The following is a 16,548-nucleotide window of genomic DNA, read 5'->3' as shown; positions in this document are numbered from 1 at the left end:
CACAAAACCTCGCTTCGGCGGGGTTTTTTTATAACATTCCATTATCATCCCTGTAACCTATTTTTTACATAAGGCACTGTTTTCTAAGTGTTTTTGATAAATTCTGGTCTGATCTCAGTATTTTGTCTTCAATTCGCATACTTTCTATGCAATGGTTTGCCTGCATGCACCTGTATAAAGAAAATTGACAAATTTTCATCAATCTAGATAATCAGGTGCTCGATGTAAAAACGTCGAATTGTCAGGAAGACAAATAAGGGAATTTTATTATGGATAACATCTCAGGTTTGCTATCGGAAGCTGCCTCAATTATGGCCATTGGTATGGCTATGGTTTTTCTTTTTCTTACTTTATTGGTGTTTGTGGTCCGTTTGATGTCGAAGTTACTTCCGGCAGAGCAACCAGTGGCACCAGTGAGCCCGCAAAATCTTAAACAAGTTACTCAAGCTGAATCAACCCATCGAGTCGATCCAAAAATTGTGGCCGCTATTTCGGCCGCTGTGCATCGCCATCGTTCAGCTGTAGCCCAATAGACAACAAAAATTAAAAGGAGTTAATGAGCATGTCTAAACCACTTGCAATAACAGACGTAGTACTGCGAGATGCGCATCAATCTTTATTCGCAACCCGTATGCGACTAGAAGATATGCTGCCGATTGCAGCTGAACTGGATAAAGTTGGCTATTGGTCACTAGAAACTTGGGGCGGAGCGACCTTCGATTCGTGTATTCGCTTTCTTGGAGAAGACCCATGGGAGCGTTTGCGTGAGCTTAAAAAAGCCATGCCCAATACTCCAATGCAAATGTTGCTGCGTGGGCAAAACCTCTTAGGTTACCGTCACTACGCGGATGATGTGGTTGAAAAGTTTGTAGAACGCGCTCATGCCAACGGTATGGATGTATTCCGCGTCTTTGATGCGATGAATGACGTGCGTAACTTCGAGAAAGCGGTTAAGTCAGTGGTCGACGTGGGCGCTCATGCTCAAGGTACCCTCTCTTACACAACAAGCCCAGTACATAATTCTGATACCTGGGTTGACCTCGCTAAGCGTCTAGAAGACCTAGGTTGTCACTCTCTATGTATTAAAGACATGTCAGGCCTACTTAAGCCCTATGAGGCTGAAGAGCTGATTACGCGTATTAAAGACGCGTGTGATGTTCCATTAGCCCTTCACTGTCATGCGACAACAGGCTTGAGCACAGCAACTGCGGTTAAAGCGGTTGAGGCGGGCGTAGATATCCTAGATACCGCTATCTCGTCGATGAGCTGCACCTATGGCCATACGCCAACGGAAACCGTAGTGGCGATGTTAGAAGGCACAGAGCGTGATACCAACCTGAAACTTGACCAAATCGAACCGATTGCGGCTTACTTCCGAGAAGTCCGTAAGAAGTACGCGAAGTTTGAAGGCCAGTTGAAAGGCGTTGATTCTCGTATCTTGATTGCTCAGGTTCCTGGCGGAATGCTCACTAACATGGAAGGCCAGTTAAAAGAGCAGGGCGCTGCTGATCGTTTAGATGAAGTTTTAGAAGAAATTCCTCGCGTACGTAAAGACCTTGGCTACATTCCTTTGGTTACACCGACCTCTCAAATTGTGGGTACGCAAGCGGTGATCAACGTCTTAACGGGTGAACGCTATAAGAGCATTACCAAAGAAACAGCTGGCATCCTTAAGGGCGAGTACGGCAAAGCTCCAGCTGAGTTAAATGCTGATCTACAACAGAAAGTATTAGCCGGTGCACAGCCAATTACGTGTCGCCCAGCGGATGAGCTAGAAGATGAGTTTGAATCTTTGACACTGGATCTTCAGAAAAAAGCAAAAGCTGAAAACATTTCACTGGCTGAAGATATTGAAGATGATGTACTAACCTATGCGTTGTTCCCTCAAGTGGGTCTTAAGTTCCTTAAGAATCGTCATAACCCATCTATGTTTGAACCAGTACCGGGCACTGAAGTTGAAGAAACAAAACCCGCTCCGGTTGTAAGTGTTAATACCACAGTAGAATCCTACAGCGTCAAAGTCGATGGGCAGGTCTTTGATGTACAAGTGGGCCCTCAAGGAGAGCTGACTTCTGTAACCCCAGCAGGAGCTACCGCTGCGGCTGCGCCAGTTGCAGCACCTGTGGCGAGCAATGCAGAAGAAGTTCCAGCTCCTTTGGCTGGTAATATCTTTAAAGTGAATGTGTCGAGTGGCGCTGTGGTTGAAGAAGGCGATGTGCTACTGATCCTAGAAGCAATGAAGATGGAAACCGAAGTACGAGCGGCACGAGGTGGCGTAGTACAAGGCTTGCATGTGAAAGAAGGTGATTCTGTCTCTGTTGGCTCACCGCTACTTAGCCTAGCGTAAGGAACCAATACAACATGGACGGTTTACTTACTCTCTGGAGAGAGACGGGCATCGCTAACTTTGAATTTGGCCAGATCTGCATGATCTTGGTGGGTTGCGGGCTGCTGTTTCTTGCTATTCGTAAGGGCTTTGAGCCCTTACTGCTATTGCCAATTGGCTTTGGTGCCATCCTAGCGAATATCCCCAATGCTGGCTTTACCGAGCCAGGTGGATTGCTGTACTACGTCTATGAGGTAGGGATTTCAACAGGGGTATTCCCATTGCTTATCTTTATGGGCGTAGGGGCGATGACGGATTTTGGCGCCTTGATTGCGAACCCTAAAACCTTATGGTTAGGCGCAGCGGCTCAGTTTGGTATCTTTGCGACCTTGTTTGGCGCTATCTTGCTTAACTATGTACCGGGTATGGAATTTAGCTTAGCGGACGCCTCGTCTATTGCCATTATCGGTGGTGCTGATGGTCCAACCGCTATCTTCTTGGCAAGTCGATTGTCTCCAGATTTACTGGGTGCTATCGCTGTTTCTGCCTATAGCTACATGGCATTGGTTCCAATTATCCAGCCACCGATCATGAAGGCTTTGACCACCCCTGAAGAGCGCACTATTAAAATGGCGCAGCTACGTCATGTGGGTAAAGGTGAGAAGGTATTCTTCCCGCTAGGGGTACTGCTAATGACCATTCTATTTTTGCCATCGGCAACGCCTTTGGTCGGAATGTTCTGTCTTGGAAACCTGATGCGTGAAGCGGGTGTTGTGGATCGTTTAAGTAAAACGGCTCAGAACGAACTCATCAACATAGTAACCATCTTCTTAGGCCTTGGCGTAGGCTCAAAGTTGCAAGCGGACAAGTTCTTGAACATCGAAACCTTAGGTATCCTTGGTCTTGGCGCTGTTGCCTTTAGTATAGGTACTGCGGGTGGCGTATTGATGGCTAAGTTGCTGAATAAGGTGTCTAAAGAAGACATAAACCCACTCATTGGTGCAGCAGGTGTCTCTGCGGTTCCAATGGCGGCTCGCGTGGTTAACAAGGTCGGTCTGCAGGCAAATCCTCAGAACTTCTTATTAATGCATGCTATGGGCCCGAACGTAGCGGGTGTACTAGGCTCGGCAGTCGCTGCTGGTATCCTACTGGCTCTAGTGGGATGATCTTGGACTAATCATTTTTTATATTGAGAAAAGGATGCATTTTTGCATCCTTTTTTTTCACTTATCTCTGACAGCAAAACAATGATATTCCAGAGAATTGTCGGTAATATGTAACGATATGCATCTCAAATGGTCAGAAAACTATGCCTTTATGGCTTATCTCGTTTACTCGTAACGTATACCTTGTTAATGCTTGTTGTTTTGAGACCGTAAACTAATGGATGCTGTGTTTTCTCAGCTCGGTGTTTGGTTCGCAGACTCGGCTCTAACCTTACTGTTTGCAACCGGATTCTTGAGTGCAACGCTACTTCCTGGTGGTTCAGAAGCGGCGCTCATCGCTACACTGAGCCTTAATCAATATTCAATTTTTAGCATCTTGATGGTGGCTACGTTAGGGAACACTCTCGGCGGTTTAACCAACTATTGGCTGGGTTTGTGGATACCAAATCGAACTCAACAAGAAAAACACGGTCACAAAGCCATAGCTTGGTTACAAAAATATGGCTATTGGAGTCTATTGTTTAGCTGGGCTCCCGTTATTGGTGACCCTTTGTGTTTAGCTGCTGGGTGGCTTCGAATGCGCTTTCTTCCCTGTTTGGTGTTGATAGCCCTAGGAAAACTGGTTCGTTATGCGGTACTAGTAGGGTTATACACTGGGCTGGGTAATCTATAAGGAATAACAATGATCTTATCTCGTCTCAACCTGTCATTGTCCAAGTATAAGCTTGTGGGCACGCTGACAGCCGTGACTCTATTGGCGGCTTGCTCGACTCAAGAGAGTACCGTTGAATCAACATCAAATGATTCAGCTATTCAGTTAGTTGAAAAAGTCGATGCAACACCAGGCAAGGCCTCGATCGCCTATTCCAAATACAAACTCGCCAATGGATTAACCTTAATCTTAGCGCCCGATAACTCGGATCCCTTGGTCCATGTTGATGTGACCTATCATGTAGGGTCAGCGAGAGAGGAAATTGGTAAATCTGGTTTCGCCCACTTCTTTGAACACATGATGTTTCAAGGATCAAAACATGTGGCAGATCAGCAACACTTTAAGATCATCACCGAAGCTGGCGGTTCTCTGAACGGTACGACTAACCGTGACCGCACCAATTACTTTGAAACTGTGCCATCGAACCAGCTGGAGAAGATGCTTTGGCTTGAGTCCGACCGTATGGGCTTTTTGCTAGAGGCTGTCTCGCAACATAAATTCGAGATACAACGCGATACTGTTAAAAATGAGCGAGCTCAAAATTATGATAACCGCCCGTATGGCTTAATGTGGGAAAAAATGGGGGAGGCTATGTATCCGGAAGGGCATCCTTACTCATGGCAGACCATTGGTTATGTTGAAGACTTAGATAAGGTCGATGTGAATGATCTTAAAGCCTTCTTCTTACGTTGGTATGGTCCGAACAATGCGGTTTTGACCATAGGTGGTGATTTTGAGACAGAACAGGTGCTCGAATGGGTAGAGAAGTACTTTGGTCCAATTCCTCGAGGTCCAGAAGTCGAGGCACAACCTAAGCAACCGGCAATCCTCAATGAAGATCGCTACGTTACCCTTGAAGATCGTATGATCCAACAGCCAATGCTTATCATGGGGTGGCCAACGACTTACCAAGGGGAAGCGCGCAATGCTGACCTTGACGTATTAGCAAAGGTATTAGGGAGCGGACGAAATAGTATTCTTTACCAAAAACTCGTCAAGACGGAAAAAGCGCTTGATGCAGGGGCGTTCCATCAATGTACTGAGCTAGCTTGTAATTTTTATGTCTACGTAATGGCCGACTCTAGTAAGCGAGCCGATTTAACGCCTTTGTACGATGAGGTGTATGACATCATTGAGAATTTACAGCTTGCAGATATCAACCCTGATTCGCTACAACAAATCGTAGGCAGCGCAGAATCAAGCTCAATCTTTGCCCTGCAGAGTGTGCGTGGCAAGGTGACGCAATTGGCGTCAAATGAGACCTTCTATCAGCAACCTGATCGTCTGCAGATTGAACTTGAGCGCTTACGTAAGGTGACACCAGAGTCTATTTTCAAAGTATATCAAGAGTTTATCGACAATAAGCACAAGGTGACCTTGTCGGTAGTTCCTCGCGGTAAACTTGAGCTAGCGGCTAAGACAGCGACCTTTGAAACGCCGCCAAGAACATTGCCTGAACACCAGAAGATCGAAGAGAGCGAACTCGATTATCGCTTCGTGAATGATACGTTTGATCGCTCGGTTATGCCGCAAGTGCAGTCTGCGGTCACCGGTACTATGCCTGAGCTTTATTCATTCCACTTAAACAATGATATTGAAGTACTGGGCAGTGAAACATCGGAAACTCCTACCGTTGTTATGCAGATCAAGATGCCTGCGGGTAATCGCTATGCCCCAGTTGGCAAAGAAGGGCTGGCTAGCCTAACCGCATCAATGGTCTCAGAGGGGGATAAGACCCTAACCAGTGAAGAGCTCACTGCTGAATTGGACAAACTGGGGAGTAGCGCTTCACTCAGTGCCGGTCAGTACAATACAACTCTGACGATTTCGAGCTTGAGCAAAAACTTCACTGCCACAATGGAGCTGGTTGAAAATGCGCTGTTCAATCCACTACTGAAAGAAGAAGACTTTGAGCGCGTGAAGCGCCAGATGTTAGAAGGGATTGTTTACGAGCATCAAACTCCAAGTTGGTTAGCCTCTCAGGCAACAAGACAAGTGCTTTACGGCGACACCATTTATGGACGCTCTGCATCGGGCACTATGGCTTCTGTGAAAAGCTTAAGCTTGGATGATGTAAAAGCCTTTTATGATAAGTACTACACGCCAAAGGGCACGCAGATCTTAGTAGTCGGTGACTTGTCTGAGAAACAAGTGCGCAAAGAGCTTGATAGTTTACAAGAGTGGCAGGGCGAAACACCGCCGATGCTGCGCCAGCGCCGTCTGCCAGAAATGGGAGAGCAAACGCTATTTTTGGTCGACAAGCCGGGAACACCTCAAACAGCAGTGCGACTAGTTCGCAGAGGACTGCCGTTTGATGCCACGGGTGAGAGTTACCTCACTCAACTGGCTAACTTTAATCTAGGTGGTAACTTTAACAGCCGAATCAATCAAAACTTGCGTGAAGATAAGGGTTACACCTACGGAGCAAGTAGCTACATTTCAGCAAATAGGGAGATCGGGGCTGTCGTTGCAACCGCTCAAGTCAGAGCGGATTCAACCGCACCTGCGATTAAAGAACTGATCAAAGAAATGGACAGTGCTGCAAAAGAGGGCTTTACTGATAAAGAAATTGAATTCATGCGGCTAGCGGTTGGGCAACAAGACGCGCTCAAGTATGAAACGCCTGGGCAGAAAGCCTATTTGTTAAGCTCAATACTGACCTACAGCTTGGATCATGACTATCTGGCCGTGCGCAATAATATTGTTGCTGACGTATCAAAAGAGACGCTCAACGAAATGGCGAGTAAGTGGTTTGATCCAGCCGATTATCAAATTATTGTTGTCGGAGATGCGAAACAGCTAATGCCTCAACTTAAGACGCTAAATTTCCCTATTCAAACACTTGAAATTGCGCCTTAGTCGACCCATTTATGGGGTAGTTGTATGCCCTGTGCTTGTTCTCAAGTGCAGGGCTGTCTATTGAGAGAATACTCTCTAAAAATAAAAGTGGCCTTGTTTTGACTATATTTTCTAACCGCCTAGCACAGGTGGCTGCTAATAAGCAGGTATTTACGCAGTATGGACGCGGCGTGGAGCGAGAAACGCTTCGCTATAAACCCGATGGCCACATAGCAACAACCCCTCATCCAGAAAGCTTGGGCTCTCCTCTGACCCATGAGTGGATTACTACTGACTTCTCAGAATCACTGATGGAGTTTATTACTCCTGTTTCAAATGATATCCCTACTCTGCTATCTCAATTGCAGGATATCCATCACTACGCTCATAGCAAGCTAGACCAAGAGCAGTTATGGCCTTTGTCTATGCCGTGCGCTGTCGCTGATGAAGATGATATTGCTCTTGCACAGTATGGTTCTTCTAACTCAGGCCAAATGAAAACCCTTTACCGTCAGGGACTGAAGCATCGCTATGGAAGCTTGATGCAGATTATCTCTGGGGTTCATTTTAACTTTTCGTTTCCTGAGAGTTTTTGGGACAGTCTATATGGCGAGCAAGACGCGCAGCAGCGTCAAGACTCTAAGTCCGATGCTTACTTTGGATTGATTCGAAATTACTATCGCTTTGGCTGGTTGATCCCTTACTTCTTTGGTGCATCTCCAGCTATCTGTGAAACCTTTATTCAAGGTCGTGAAACAGACCTGCCGTTTGAAAAGCTAGAAGGCACTGGCACCTTGTACCTGCCTTATGCTACCTCTTTGCGCATGAGCGACTTAGGTTATACCAACAGTGAGCAAAGCGAGCTAAAGATAAGCTTCAATAGCGTCGGTGAGTATCTAGAAGGCTTGAATCGATCGATTCGCAAGCCTTCAGAAAAGTTCTCTAAGATTGGCGTTAAAGAAGATGGTCAGTTTAAGCAGCTAAACAGCAATGTTCTGCAGATAGAAAATGAGCTTTACGCACCTATCAGACCTAAACGAGTTGCGAAGAGTGGTGAAAAACCCTCAGAGGCGCTTGAGCGTGGCGGTGTTGAATACATTGAGATCCGAGCACTAGACGTCAACCCGTTTAACCCGGTGGGCATTAGCGAGCGTCAGATCCGTTTCCTTGATATCTTCTTGACCTGGTGTGCGCTGACAGAATCCGACCCAATGGATGACTGTGAGCTAAATTGCTGGAAACACAACTGGAATTCAGTGATCACCGAAGGCCGACGCAAGGGGGTCTATCTGACGATTGGCTGTGATGGTGAAAAGCTCACCTTGCAACAATGGGTGCATCGCATCTTTGATCAGTTTGAAGAGATTGCCAAGGTGATGGATGAAGCCAACGGCAGTACGGGTTATCAAGATGTTTGCAACGAACTGCGTGATTGGATTGATGAACCAGAGTTAACCCTGTCTGGTAAAATGCTTGCTGAAGTAAAAGAAAAAGGCGGAAATGGCCAGTTCGGTATGCAGTTGGGCGATCGCTATCAGCAGCAGTACCGTCAACACAATTACAGTGTTTATTCTCAGCAAGCGATGGATCAAGAAGTCGCGAACTCTGTGAATAAACAACAACAAATTGAAGCTGCCGATTCGGTAGATTTTGAACAATACTTAGAAGAATACTTCGCGTATCTGAAATAACCTTGGAGAGCCGATTATGCCCCTATTAGACAGTTTTACAGTTGACCACACCAAAATGAATGCACCAGCAGTGCGTGTGGCAAAAACGATGCAAACTCCAAGTGGCGATACTATTACAGTATTCGACCTTCGCTTCACTCAACCAAACAAAGACATCCTTTCAGAAAGAGGGATTCATACACTTGAGCACCTTTACGCAGGTTTCATGCGTAACCACCTAAATGGTGACTCAGTTGAGATCATCGATATCTCTCCAATGGGGTGTCGCACAGGCTTTTACATGAGCCTGATTGGTACGCCATCAGAATCTGATGTAGCGACTGCATGGGTTGCATCAATGGAAGACGTACTTAAGGTTGAGGGACAAAACAAGATCCCTGAGCTGAATGAGTATCAATGTGGTACTGCAGATATGCACTCTCTAGAAGAAGCGAAAGCCATTGCTAGCGCTATTTTAGAAGCGGGTGTATCAGTGAACAAAAATGATGAACTTGCTCTGCCTGAAGAGATGCTACAAACGCTTAAGGTGTAGTGTTACTGTTTGCTAATAAAAAGGCTCCTTTGGGAGCCTTTTTGGTTTCTAGTGGGTGCAAAATCGCGAATTACCGAATGGGATGAACCTTCACCATCTTGATTTTGTTTTCTGAAAAATCGATAACTTCCATATTGTGCTCGGCCACCATAACACTGATGTGAGTTTCAGGAAGGTCTTGTAGGTGCTCTAGTATGAGTCCATTAAGCGTTCTTGGTCCATCGGTCGGTAAATCCCACTGCAACCCTTTGTTGATGTCTCTGATGTTTGCACTGCCTTCTATAAGGTAACTACCATCAGGCTGCGGCGTGATTTCTTCGGCAAGGCTAGGCGCCATCGATGTCGTAAACTCTCCTACGATTTCTTCTAAGATATCTTCTAGGGTGACCAAGCCAATGATGTCGCCATACTCATCGACAACTAATCCAATACGCTCTTTATTGCGTTGAAACTTTATGAGTTGCACATTGAGTGGAGTCGCCTCAGGAATGAAATAAATCTCATCAGCAGACTTTAGTAGGTTTTGCTTATTGAACTCATTCTTCTCTAGCATCAATCGATACGCTTCGCGCAGACGAACCATACCTACAACCTCATCGATTTGGTCGCGGTATAGAACCACTCGGCCATGAGGGGAGTGGGTCAGCTGACGAACAATAGACTTCCAATCATCATTAACATCAATACCAGTAATCTCATTTCGCGGCACCATAATATCGTTCACGGTAACGTTTTCGAGATCTAAAATGGAGACCAGCATGTCTTGGTGGCGGCTAGGTATCAAGCTACCCGCTTCGTTCACGACTGTTCGTAGCTCCTCAGAACTAAGGTGATCAGACTTATTGCTTATGCCCTTGATGCCTAATAGCCTCAAAAAACCATTGGTAATAAAGTTAACCAGAATGACCAGAGGTGACAGTAATTTCATCAGTATCTTTAATAAAATACTGCTGGTGTAGGAGACGCGCTCAGGATACATGGCTGCGAGGGTTTTAGGTGTTACTTCTGCGAAAACGAGCACCACTAAGGTGAGGATACCTGTGGCAATCGCTACACCGATATCGCCGTACAAACGCATGCCGAGTATGGTAGCGATAGCAGATGCCAAAATATTAACGAGGTTGTTGCCAATAAGAATAAGGCCGATTAAGCGGTCGGGGCGGGTAAGGAGCTTCTCTACACGACGCGCTCCCTTATGCCCCTGATTTGAAAGGTGCTTTAATCTATAACGATTCAGGGACATCATCCCAGTCTCTGAACCTGAAAAGTAGCCTGATATAATGATAAGACATGCAAGGAGGGTAAACAGTACCCCGGTTGATATGTCGTCCAAATTAAATGAGTCCTTTTAATTAGCTCTTTTCAATTAATGAATGATTTACCAGCAACTGTCAACCATGTGTGGCGATTAGGTCAGTATGATCTCACGTACAAATCGACTGCCAAAGTAGGCAAGGGTCAGCAAAAACGCCCCGATAATTGAAAACCAAGTGACCTTTTTACCACGCCATCCCAGCTTATAATGCCCCCACAATAACACGTTGAATACCAGCCAAGCGATAAAGGACAGCAAGGCTTTGTGAGTTTTGCCACTACTTAAAAAGTCTTCAACAAATAGCGGGCCACTCATCAATGTGAGAGTAAGTAAGCCATTTCCGATCAAAATGATATTGAAAAGTTGGCGCTCCACCTTCATTAAAGGAGGTAGGTTAGGGTTTAATGCTTGAGAAGTTTTTTGTTTTAGCTTGAAATCAAGCCAAGCCAGTTGCATCGCATACAAAGCCGCAATCATCAAAGTGGCATACGAAAACAGAGCCAGCGTAATGTGAACAATTAAGCCTGGTGAATGCTCGAAGTGGGTAATAAAGGTACCCGGAACAAATTCGGCAGCAACAAGGCTAAGGCAAGAAAATCCATACGCGATGGGCAGTAAAAACCACAAGCGAGTTTTAAACATAGCCAAGGTCAGCACTAGTGAGATGATACTACTCACCAATGAGGCGACATTGAGAATACTCATGTTTTGCCCGTAGGGCGCAAAGATACCCTCAACCAACGTTGAAAAGTGCAGGATCAAAGCAACAAACGCTATGCCTAAAACTACCTTTTTATTAATTTCCGACTGACGTAATAGCCCAGGAAGAATAAGAAAGGTCGCCGTTAGGTATAAAAGTACGGCTAGGATAACAACCACAAAGTCCATATTTAGTCGACATTAGTATTTGGATTTAAAAGGAAATTATACACCCAATACCACATTACTGGCTATGTACTTATTGCGCATGGTTTTGTAAATAGTAGCTGTGGGGTATACTTCGAGTAATTAATCGCAATTCAACGCGAAGAGAGCACGATGTTTGATAACTTAACAGAACGATTATCCAAGACGCTGAAGAACATCAGCGGTAAAGGTCGTCTGACCGAAGACAATATAAAAGAGACGCTGCGTGAAGTTCGCATGGCGCTTTTAGAGGCGGATGTCGCCCTTCCTGTAGTACGCGATTTCATCAAGCGTGTTAAAGAGGGGGCGGTAGGTGTAGAGGTATCTAAATCTCTCACTCCAGGCCAAGAGTTCATTAAAATTGTTCAGTCTGAATTAGAAGCTGTAATGGGGGAGTCCAATGAAGGTCTCAACCTAGCGGCTCAGCCACCGGCTGTAGTATTAATGGCAGGTCTACAAGGTGCGGGTAAAACCACCAGTGTAGGTAAGCTTTCTAAACTTCTTTCTGAGCGTGATAAGAAAAAAGTATTGGTTGTTTCTGCCGATGTCTATCGTCCTGCAGCGATCAAACAGCTAGAGACGTTAGCCTCTGATGTCGGTGTGGATTTCTTCCCATCAAGCGCAGACCAAAAGCCTCTAGATATCGCTAATGCGGCTATCGACCATGCGAAGAAGAAATTCTACGACGTACTATTGGTGGATACCGCAGGTCGTCTAGCCATCGATGAAGAAATGATGGGAGAGATCAAGCAGCTTCATTCTGCGATTAATCCTGTTGAAACGCTATTTGTCGTTGATGCCATGACGGGTCAAGATGCGGCAAATACAGCAAAAGCATTTGGCGATGCACTGCCACTAACCGGTGTGATTCTAACTAAGGTTGATGGTGATGCACGTGGTGGTGCGGCTCTATCGGTTAAACACATAACGGGCAAACCAATTAAGTTCTTGGGTGTAGGTGAAAAAACTGATGCTCTAGAACCTTTCCATCCCGATCGAGTTGCTTCTCGTATCCTTGGCATGGGTGATGTTCTTTCTCTTATCGAAGATCTACAGCGTAACGTAGATACCGATAAAGCAGAAAAGATGGCGAAGAAGTTCAAGGAGAAGAAAGGCTTTGACCTTGAAGACTTCCGTGAACAACTAGGCCAAATGGAGAACATGGGCGGCATGGCAGGCATGATGGGCAAACTGCCTGGCATGGGTAATCTACCTGACAATATGAAAGATAAGGTAGATGACAAGATGTTCAAGCAGATGGAAGCCATCATCAGCTCAATGACCATGAAAGAGCGTCTGCGCCCTGAGCTAATCAAAGGCTCTCGCAAGAAGCGTATCGCTGCAGGTTCAGGCACCCAGGTACAAGACGTAAACCGCTTACTAAAGCAGTTCACTCAGATGCAGAAGATGATGAAGAAAATGCAGAAAGGTGGAATGCGCGGCATGATGCGTAACATGCAAGGCATGATGGGCGGCATGGGTGGCGGCGGAATGGGCGGAATGGGTGGTCCATTCGGCCGATAGGCTCCACCGCTGAAAGCTCAAAGCTAATCGCTGTAATTTCTAGGCTCTATTTAGATAGAGCCTTTTTATTTCAAGTTGTTAACTAGCTCACATTCAATTAGTTGTCTAAAAAGTAGCTAAAGTCCTTGCAAAGACTGGGAATAAGAGTAAAATTCGCTAGCTTTATTTTGGCACGAGACCCCATGCAACTCTAAGAGTAGTCTGGGGTTAATTATTTTATTGAGAAAGCAAAGAGGACGACATGGTTACCATTCGTTTGGCACGTCACGGCGCTAAAAAGCGTCCATTTTATCAAATCGTAGTAGCAGACAGCCGTCGCGCAGCTACAGGTCGTTTCATCGAGAAAGTAGGTTTCTTCAACCCTACAGCTCAAGGTCAAGAAGAAGGTCTACGTCTAGACCTAGACCGTGTGAACCACTGGGTTTCACAAGGTGCTACAGTTTCTGACCGCGTAGCTAAGCTAGTTAAAGACGCTCAAAAAGCGGCTTAATCAGCAAAATCTTGATGTAAGGAAAAGAATGAATGAGTGAACAAGACGAAAAAATTGTTGTAGGAAAGCTCGGCGCTACTTATGGCATTCGTGGTTGGCTTAAAGTTCATTCCTTTACAGACGATGCCGAAAACATTTTCAATTACAGCCCTTGGTTCTTGAACCACAAGGGGACATGGGTTGAGCACAAAGTAGAAAGCTGGAAGCGTCATAACAAAGGTTATGTGTGTAAGCTGGAAGGTCTTGATGTACGTGAAGATGCACACCTGTTGACCAACTTTGAAATCTCTGTAGCCCCATCTTCATTACCTGAACTGTCAGAAGAAGAATTCTACTGGCGTGAATTGTTTGGAATGAAGGTTGTAACCACTAAAGGTTATGATCTAGGCGAAGTCTCGGACATGCTCGAGACGGGTTCAAACGATGTTTTGGTTGTGAAAGCTAATTTGAAAGATGCTTTTGGCCAAAAGGAACGATTAATTCCGTTCCTTGAAGAGCAAGTGATCATCAAAGTTGATCGCGAAGCTCAACGGATCGAAGTTGACTGGGATCCTGCCTTTTAAATCAAAATTAGAGAGTGAACTATGTGGGTTGGCGTAATAAGCCTGTTTCCAGAAATGTTCCGCTCTGTCACTGATTTTGGTGTAACAGGTCAAGCGGTTAAAAAAGGTCTTTTGTCGGTAGAAACGTGGAATCCCCGCGATTTTACACAAGACAAACATCGCACTGTCGATGATAGACCCTACGGGGGCGGCCCTGGTATGTTGATGATGGTACAGCCTTTGCGCGATGCCATTCAGACTGCCAAACAAGCAGCTCCTGGAAAGACGAAGGTTATCTATCTTAGCCCTCAAGGTCGTAAACTCGACCAGCAAGGCGTAGAAGAGTTGGCAACAAACGAGAACTTGCTTCTTATTTGCGGTCGCTATGAAGGGGTAGATGAGCGCATCATACAATCTGAGGTTGACGAAGAATGGTCAATTGGAGATTTTGTGATGACAGGTGGTGAATTACCAGCCATGACCTTAATCGACTCAGTATCAAGGTTTATACCGGGTGTACTAGGCGATTTTGCGTCAGCAGAGGAAGACTCCTTTGCAAATGGATTACTGGATTGTCCCCACTATACGCGTCCTGAAGTGTTAGATGGAAAAGAGGTACCAGCGGTACTAAAATCTGGAAACCACAAGGACATTCGTCGCTGGCGATTGAAACAATCGTTAGGCCGTACTTGGCTAAGAAGGCCAGAGATGCTGGAAAACCTAGCTCTGACTGACGAACAGGAACACTTACTTGCCGAGTTCGTGATGGAGCGAAAGCGCACGAATAAAGACAGCAAGTAACCTATTAAATTTAGATTCAGTTTATTCTAGGGTATAGAAACATGAGTAATATCATCAACGCTCTTGAGCAAGAGCAAATGAAAACAGACCTTCCTAAATTCGCACCAGGTGATACTGTTGTAGTTCAGGTTAAGGTAAAAGAAGGCGACCGTGAGCGTCTACAGGCATTCGAAGGCGTTGTAATCGCTATTCGTAACCGTGGTCTACACTCTGCATTCACAGTTCGTAAAATCTCGAACGGTGAAGGTGTTGAGCGTGCATTCCAAACTCACTCTCCAATGGTTGATAGCATTGAAGTTAAACGCCGTGGTGCAGTACGTCGTGCCAAGTTGTACTACCTACGTGAGCGTTCTGGTAAGTCAGCTCGTATTAAAGAGAAACTTACTAAGAAGTAATGCAAACCTGCATTTCTCATAAGAAAAAAGGAGACCTTTAGGTCTCCTTTTTTTGTTTTCAGTTTTCTCGAGCTATAGCGGGTTATCGCAAATGTTTACTGCGTTGTCGATGCTCATGTGCCGCAGTACAGTGCGCGTCTTCGCCCTGTACTCAATGGAAATGCCTGCGCTATTAATCCGAGAAAATATCTATCTGCTTTGAGTTCTGTTAGCTCTAAGATCCTGAATCAAGTTCAGGATGACGGTGCGAAAGATGCAACTCTGTCTGACTGCTTGAAGCTAACAGCTAATCACTCTAAACCTTTGGCTTAGTATTGGTCTTCTGACCATCCATCACTGTCTGACATATCTGGCGCACCGGGGATAGAGTTCTCTTCATCTGCCCATTCACCGAAGTCAATCATCTGGCATTTCTTGCTGCAAAATGGGCGATGTGGGCTTTGTTCTCCCCACTCTACGTCTGCGCCACAGTTTGGGCAGGGTACGATGGTAATCTTTTTCATTCTTTATCTCTTACGGTATTGGATTAGCTACAGATGGCCAATTCAAATTCTATATCTTGAGTGCTGGCTTGTCCGGTATCAAAATGGATAAACTTTATGGCAAAGCGATTCTTATGCCCTGATACCATGGGATATACCCCGTAATCGTGGGCAAAGTGCAGTCTGAGTATATTGGCTTCGTCTGCATCGCTTTGGAAGAAGCCATTGCGCGCAATCTGAGCTTTAAATTGTGCGGAGCTGCGAGTGAGGTTTAGCCACTGCTGCAATGCATGATTCAATGGAGCCAATGATTTTAGCCACTGCTGAGCATCCGCCATGCGCTTTTCTAGCGGCTGATGAAGCCAATAGTGCAACGCAGGAAGATCGAAGCAGCACGCCCCTCCGGGCAGATTAAAGCGCTGTCTAATAGAAGACAAAAAACTGTCTTCTTTAAGCTTTGTGCCAAATCGTTGAGCCCCTAATACCTCTTTGTGCACTAGAGCTATTTCGCTTAATAGGCCTTGTAGGCGCTGTTGGTCTACACCCGGTACATTTAACCAGTTACTGTAGGTCAGTTTTAGCTTATCTAAATCTTTTAATAACTCAGGCTTTAGCTGAATTTGTTCAAATATATCTAATAGATCGAACAAGGAACGGAAAAGAACTTGATAGTGTTGCGGGTCTGAAAACGTCGCGCAGTGTTGCGCCTGACGAAGAAGGCTTTCAATACGCAGATAAGTTCTGGTTTTCTCATTCAGAGGATGTTCATATCTTTGGATTGTCATACATTGCATCCTGCTTTAGACATAATGGTTATTCTCCCAGAAA

The 16,548-nt window shown here is 45.4% G+C and carries 16 protein-coding genes; 12 read left to right on the top strand and 4 right to left on the bottom strand.

Annotated elements, in window-relative coordinates:
• Positions 1-269 precede the first annotated feature (269 nt).
• The 7 genes from D5I41_RS19855 to luxS all read left to right on the top strand — a co-directional run bounded on the left by D5I41_RS19855 (position 270) and on the right by luxS (position 9,265).
• Complete coding sequence (locus tag D5I41_RS19855) at positions 270-533, top strand: oxaloacetate decarboxylase subunit gamma (RefSeq protein ID WP_017029622.1); 264 nt, start codon at positions 270-272, stop codon at positions 531-533.
• 29 nt (positions 534-562) lie between these two features.
• Entirely contained in the window at positions 563-2,347 is a 1,785-nt protein-coding gene (gene oadA, locus D5I41_RS19850; RefSeq protein ID WP_119011295.1) for a sodium-extruding oxaloacetate decarboxylase subunit alpha, read from the top strand.
• 14 nt (positions 2,348-2,361) lie between these two features.
• Entirely contained in the window at positions 2,362-3,492 is a 1,131-nt protein-coding gene (locus D5I41_RS19845; RefSeq protein WP_017029620.1) for a sodium ion-translocating decarboxylase subunit beta, read from the top strand.
• A gap of 217 nt (positions 3,493-3,709) precedes the next feature.
• Positions 3,710-4,165: a YqaA family protein gene (locus D5I41_RS19840; RefSeq protein ID WP_119011294.1), complete on the top strand. Its 456-nt coding sequence runs from the start codon at positions 3,710-3,712 to the stop codon at positions 4,163-4,165.
• A 9-nt stretch (positions 4,166-4,174) separates the two neighbouring features.
• Complete coding sequence (locus D5I41_RS19835; RefSeq protein WP_119011293.1) at positions 4,175-7,063, top strand: M16 family metallopeptidase; 2,889 nt, start codon at positions 4,175-4,177, stop codon at positions 7,061-7,063.
• A gap of 98 nt (positions 7,064-7,161) precedes the next feature.
• Positions 7,162-8,733: a glutamate--cysteine ligase gene (gene gshA, locus D5I41_RS19830; RefSeq protein WP_162892869.1), complete on the top strand. Its 1,572-nt coding sequence runs from the start codon at positions 7,162-7,164 to the stop codon at positions 8,731-8,733.
• 16 nt (positions 8,734-8,749) lie between these two features.
• Complete coding sequence (gene luxS, locus D5I41_RS19825; protein WP_017027430.1) at positions 8,750-9,265, top strand: S-ribosylhomocysteine lyase; 516 nt, start codon at positions 8,750-8,752, stop codon at positions 9,263-9,265.
• A gap of 70 nt (positions 9,266-9,335) precedes the next feature.
• Here the strand turns inward: luxS and D5I41_RS19820 are convergent, their stop codons facing one another.
• Positions 9,336-10,598, bottom strand: a complete 1,263-nt coding sequence (locus D5I41_RS19820) for an HlyC/CorC family transporter (RefSeq protein ID WP_119011291.1) — start codon at positions 10,596-10,598, stop codon at positions 9,336-9,338.
• A gap of 75 nt (positions 10,599-10,673) precedes the next feature.
• Positions 10,674-11,468: a cytochrome C assembly family protein gene (locus D5I41_RS19815; RefSeq protein ID WP_119011290.1), complete on the bottom strand. Its 795-nt coding sequence runs from the start codon at positions 11,466-11,468 to the stop codon at positions 10,674-10,676.
• Between the two features lie 150 nt (positions 11,469-11,618).
• On the opposite strand from D5I41_RS19815, the gene ffh reads away from it, so the two are divergent.
• The 5 genes from ffh to rplS all read left to right on the top strand — a co-directional run bounded on the left by ffh (position 11,619) and on the right by rplS (position 15,238).
• On the top strand, positions 11,619-13,010 hold the full coding sequence (gene ffh, locus D5I41_RS19810) for a signal recognition particle protein (RefSeq protein ID WP_017027435.1): 1,392 nt from the start codon (positions 11,619-11,621) through the stop codon (positions 13,008-13,010).
• A 241-nt stretch (positions 13,011-13,251) separates the two neighbouring features.
• Complete coding sequence (gene rpsP, locus D5I41_RS19805) at positions 13,252-13,500, top strand: 30S ribosomal protein S16 (RefSeq protein ID WP_017027436.1); 249 nt, start codon at positions 13,252-13,254, stop codon at positions 13,498-13,500.
• Between the two features lie 32 nt (positions 13,501-13,532).
• Complete coding sequence (gene rimM, locus D5I41_RS19800) at positions 13,533-14,063, top strand: ribosome maturation factor RimM (RefSeq protein ID WP_119011289.1); 531 nt, start codon at positions 13,533-13,535, stop codon at positions 14,061-14,063.
• 21 nt (positions 14,064-14,084) lie between these two features.
• The gene (gene trmD, locus D5I41_RS19795; RefSeq protein ID WP_119011288.1) at positions 14,085-14,843 is read left to right on the top strand and encodes a tRNA (guanosine(37)-N1)-methyltransferase TrmD; all 759 of its coding nucleotides are present in this window, start codon (positions 14,085-14,087) and stop codon (positions 14,841-14,843) included.
• 41 nt (positions 14,844-14,884) lie between these two features.
• Positions 14,885-15,238 (top strand): 50S ribosomal protein L19, encoded by a 354-nt coding sequence (rplS, locus tag D5I41_RS19790; RefSeq protein ID WP_017027439.1) that lies wholly within the window; start codon positions 14,885-14,887, stop codon positions 15,236-15,238.
• 308 nt (positions 15,239-15,546) lie between these two features.
• Here rplS and yacG read toward each other — a convergent pair whose 3' ends face one another.
• A complete protein-coding gene (gene yacG / locus D5I41_RS19785) occupies positions 15,547-15,741 on the bottom strand; it encodes a DNA gyrase inhibitor YacG (protein ID WP_119011287.1) in 195 nt (64 codons plus the stop codon).
• A gap of 23 nt (positions 15,742-15,764) precedes the next feature.
• On the bottom strand, positions 15,765-16,505 hold the full coding sequence (gene zapD / locus D5I41_RS19780; RefSeq protein WP_119011286.1) for a cell division protein ZapD: 741 nt from the start codon (positions 16,503-16,505) through the stop codon (positions 15,765-15,767).
• Positions 16,506-16,548 lie beyond the last annotated feature (43 nt).

Origin of the sequence: Vibrio superstes, assembly GCF_003569005.1 — a bacterium.
Classification (GTDB): domain Bacteria; phylum Pseudomonadota; class Gammaproteobacteria; order Enterobacterales; family Vibrionaceae; genus Vibrio; species Vibrio superstes.
Note: the sequence above shows the minus strand (reverse complement) of the source record. Positions and strands in the feature narration are given on the sequence as shown.

Bases quoted from the DNA above. Each gene is read 5' to 3' on its own strand.
- D5I41_RS19855 (WP_017029622.1), top strand. From the start codon at position 270: ATGGATAACATCTCAGGTTTGCTATCGGAAGCTGCCTCAATTATGGCC.
- oadA (WP_119011295.1), top strand. From the start codon at position 563: ATGTCTAAACCACTTGCAATAACAGACGTAGTACTGCGAGATGCGCAT.
- D5I41_RS19845 (WP_017029620.1), top strand. From the start codon at position 2,362: ATGGACGGTTTACTTACTCTCTGGAGAGAGACGGGCATCGCTAACTTT.
- D5I41_RS19840 (WP_119011294.1), top strand. From the start codon at position 3,710: ATGGATGCTGTGTTTTCTCAGCTCGGTGTTTGGTTCGCAGACTCGGCT.
- D5I41_RS19835 (WP_119011293.1), top strand. From the start codon at position 4,175: ATGATCTTATCTCGTCTCAACCTGTCATTGTCCAAGTATAAGCTTGTG.
- luxS (WP_017027430.1), top strand. From the start codon at position 8,750: ATGCCCCTATTAGACAGTTTTACAGTTGACCACACCAAAATGAATGCA.
- D5I41_RS19815 (WP_119011290.1), bottom strand. From the start codon at position 11,468: ATGGACTTTGTGGTTGTTATCCTAGCCGTACTTTTATACCTAACGGCG.
- ffh (WP_017027435.1), top strand. From the start codon at position 11,619: ATGTTTGATAACTTAACAGAACGATTATCCAAGACGCTGAAGAACATC.
- rpsP (WP_017027436.1), top strand. From the start codon at position 13,252: ATGGTTACCATTCGTTTGGCACGTCACGGCGCTAAAAAGCGTCCATTT.
- rimM (WP_119011289.1), top strand. From the start codon at position 13,533: ATGAGTGAACAAGACGAAAAAATTGTTGTAGGAAAGCTCGGCGCTACT.
- trmD (WP_119011288.1), top strand. From the start codon at position 14,085: ATGTGGGTTGGCGTAATAAGCCTGTTTCCAGAAATGTTCCGCTCTGTC.
- rplS (WP_017027439.1), top strand. From the start codon at position 14,885: ATGAGTAATATCATCAACGCTCTTGAGCAAGAGCAAATGAAAACAGAC.
- yacG (WP_119011287.1), bottom strand. From the start codon at position 15,741: ATGAAAAAGATTACCATCGTACCCTGCCCAAACTGTGGCGCAGACGTA.
- zapD (WP_119011286.1), bottom strand. From the start codon at position 16,505: ATGACAATCCAAAGATATGAACATCCTCTGAATGAGAAAACCAGAACT.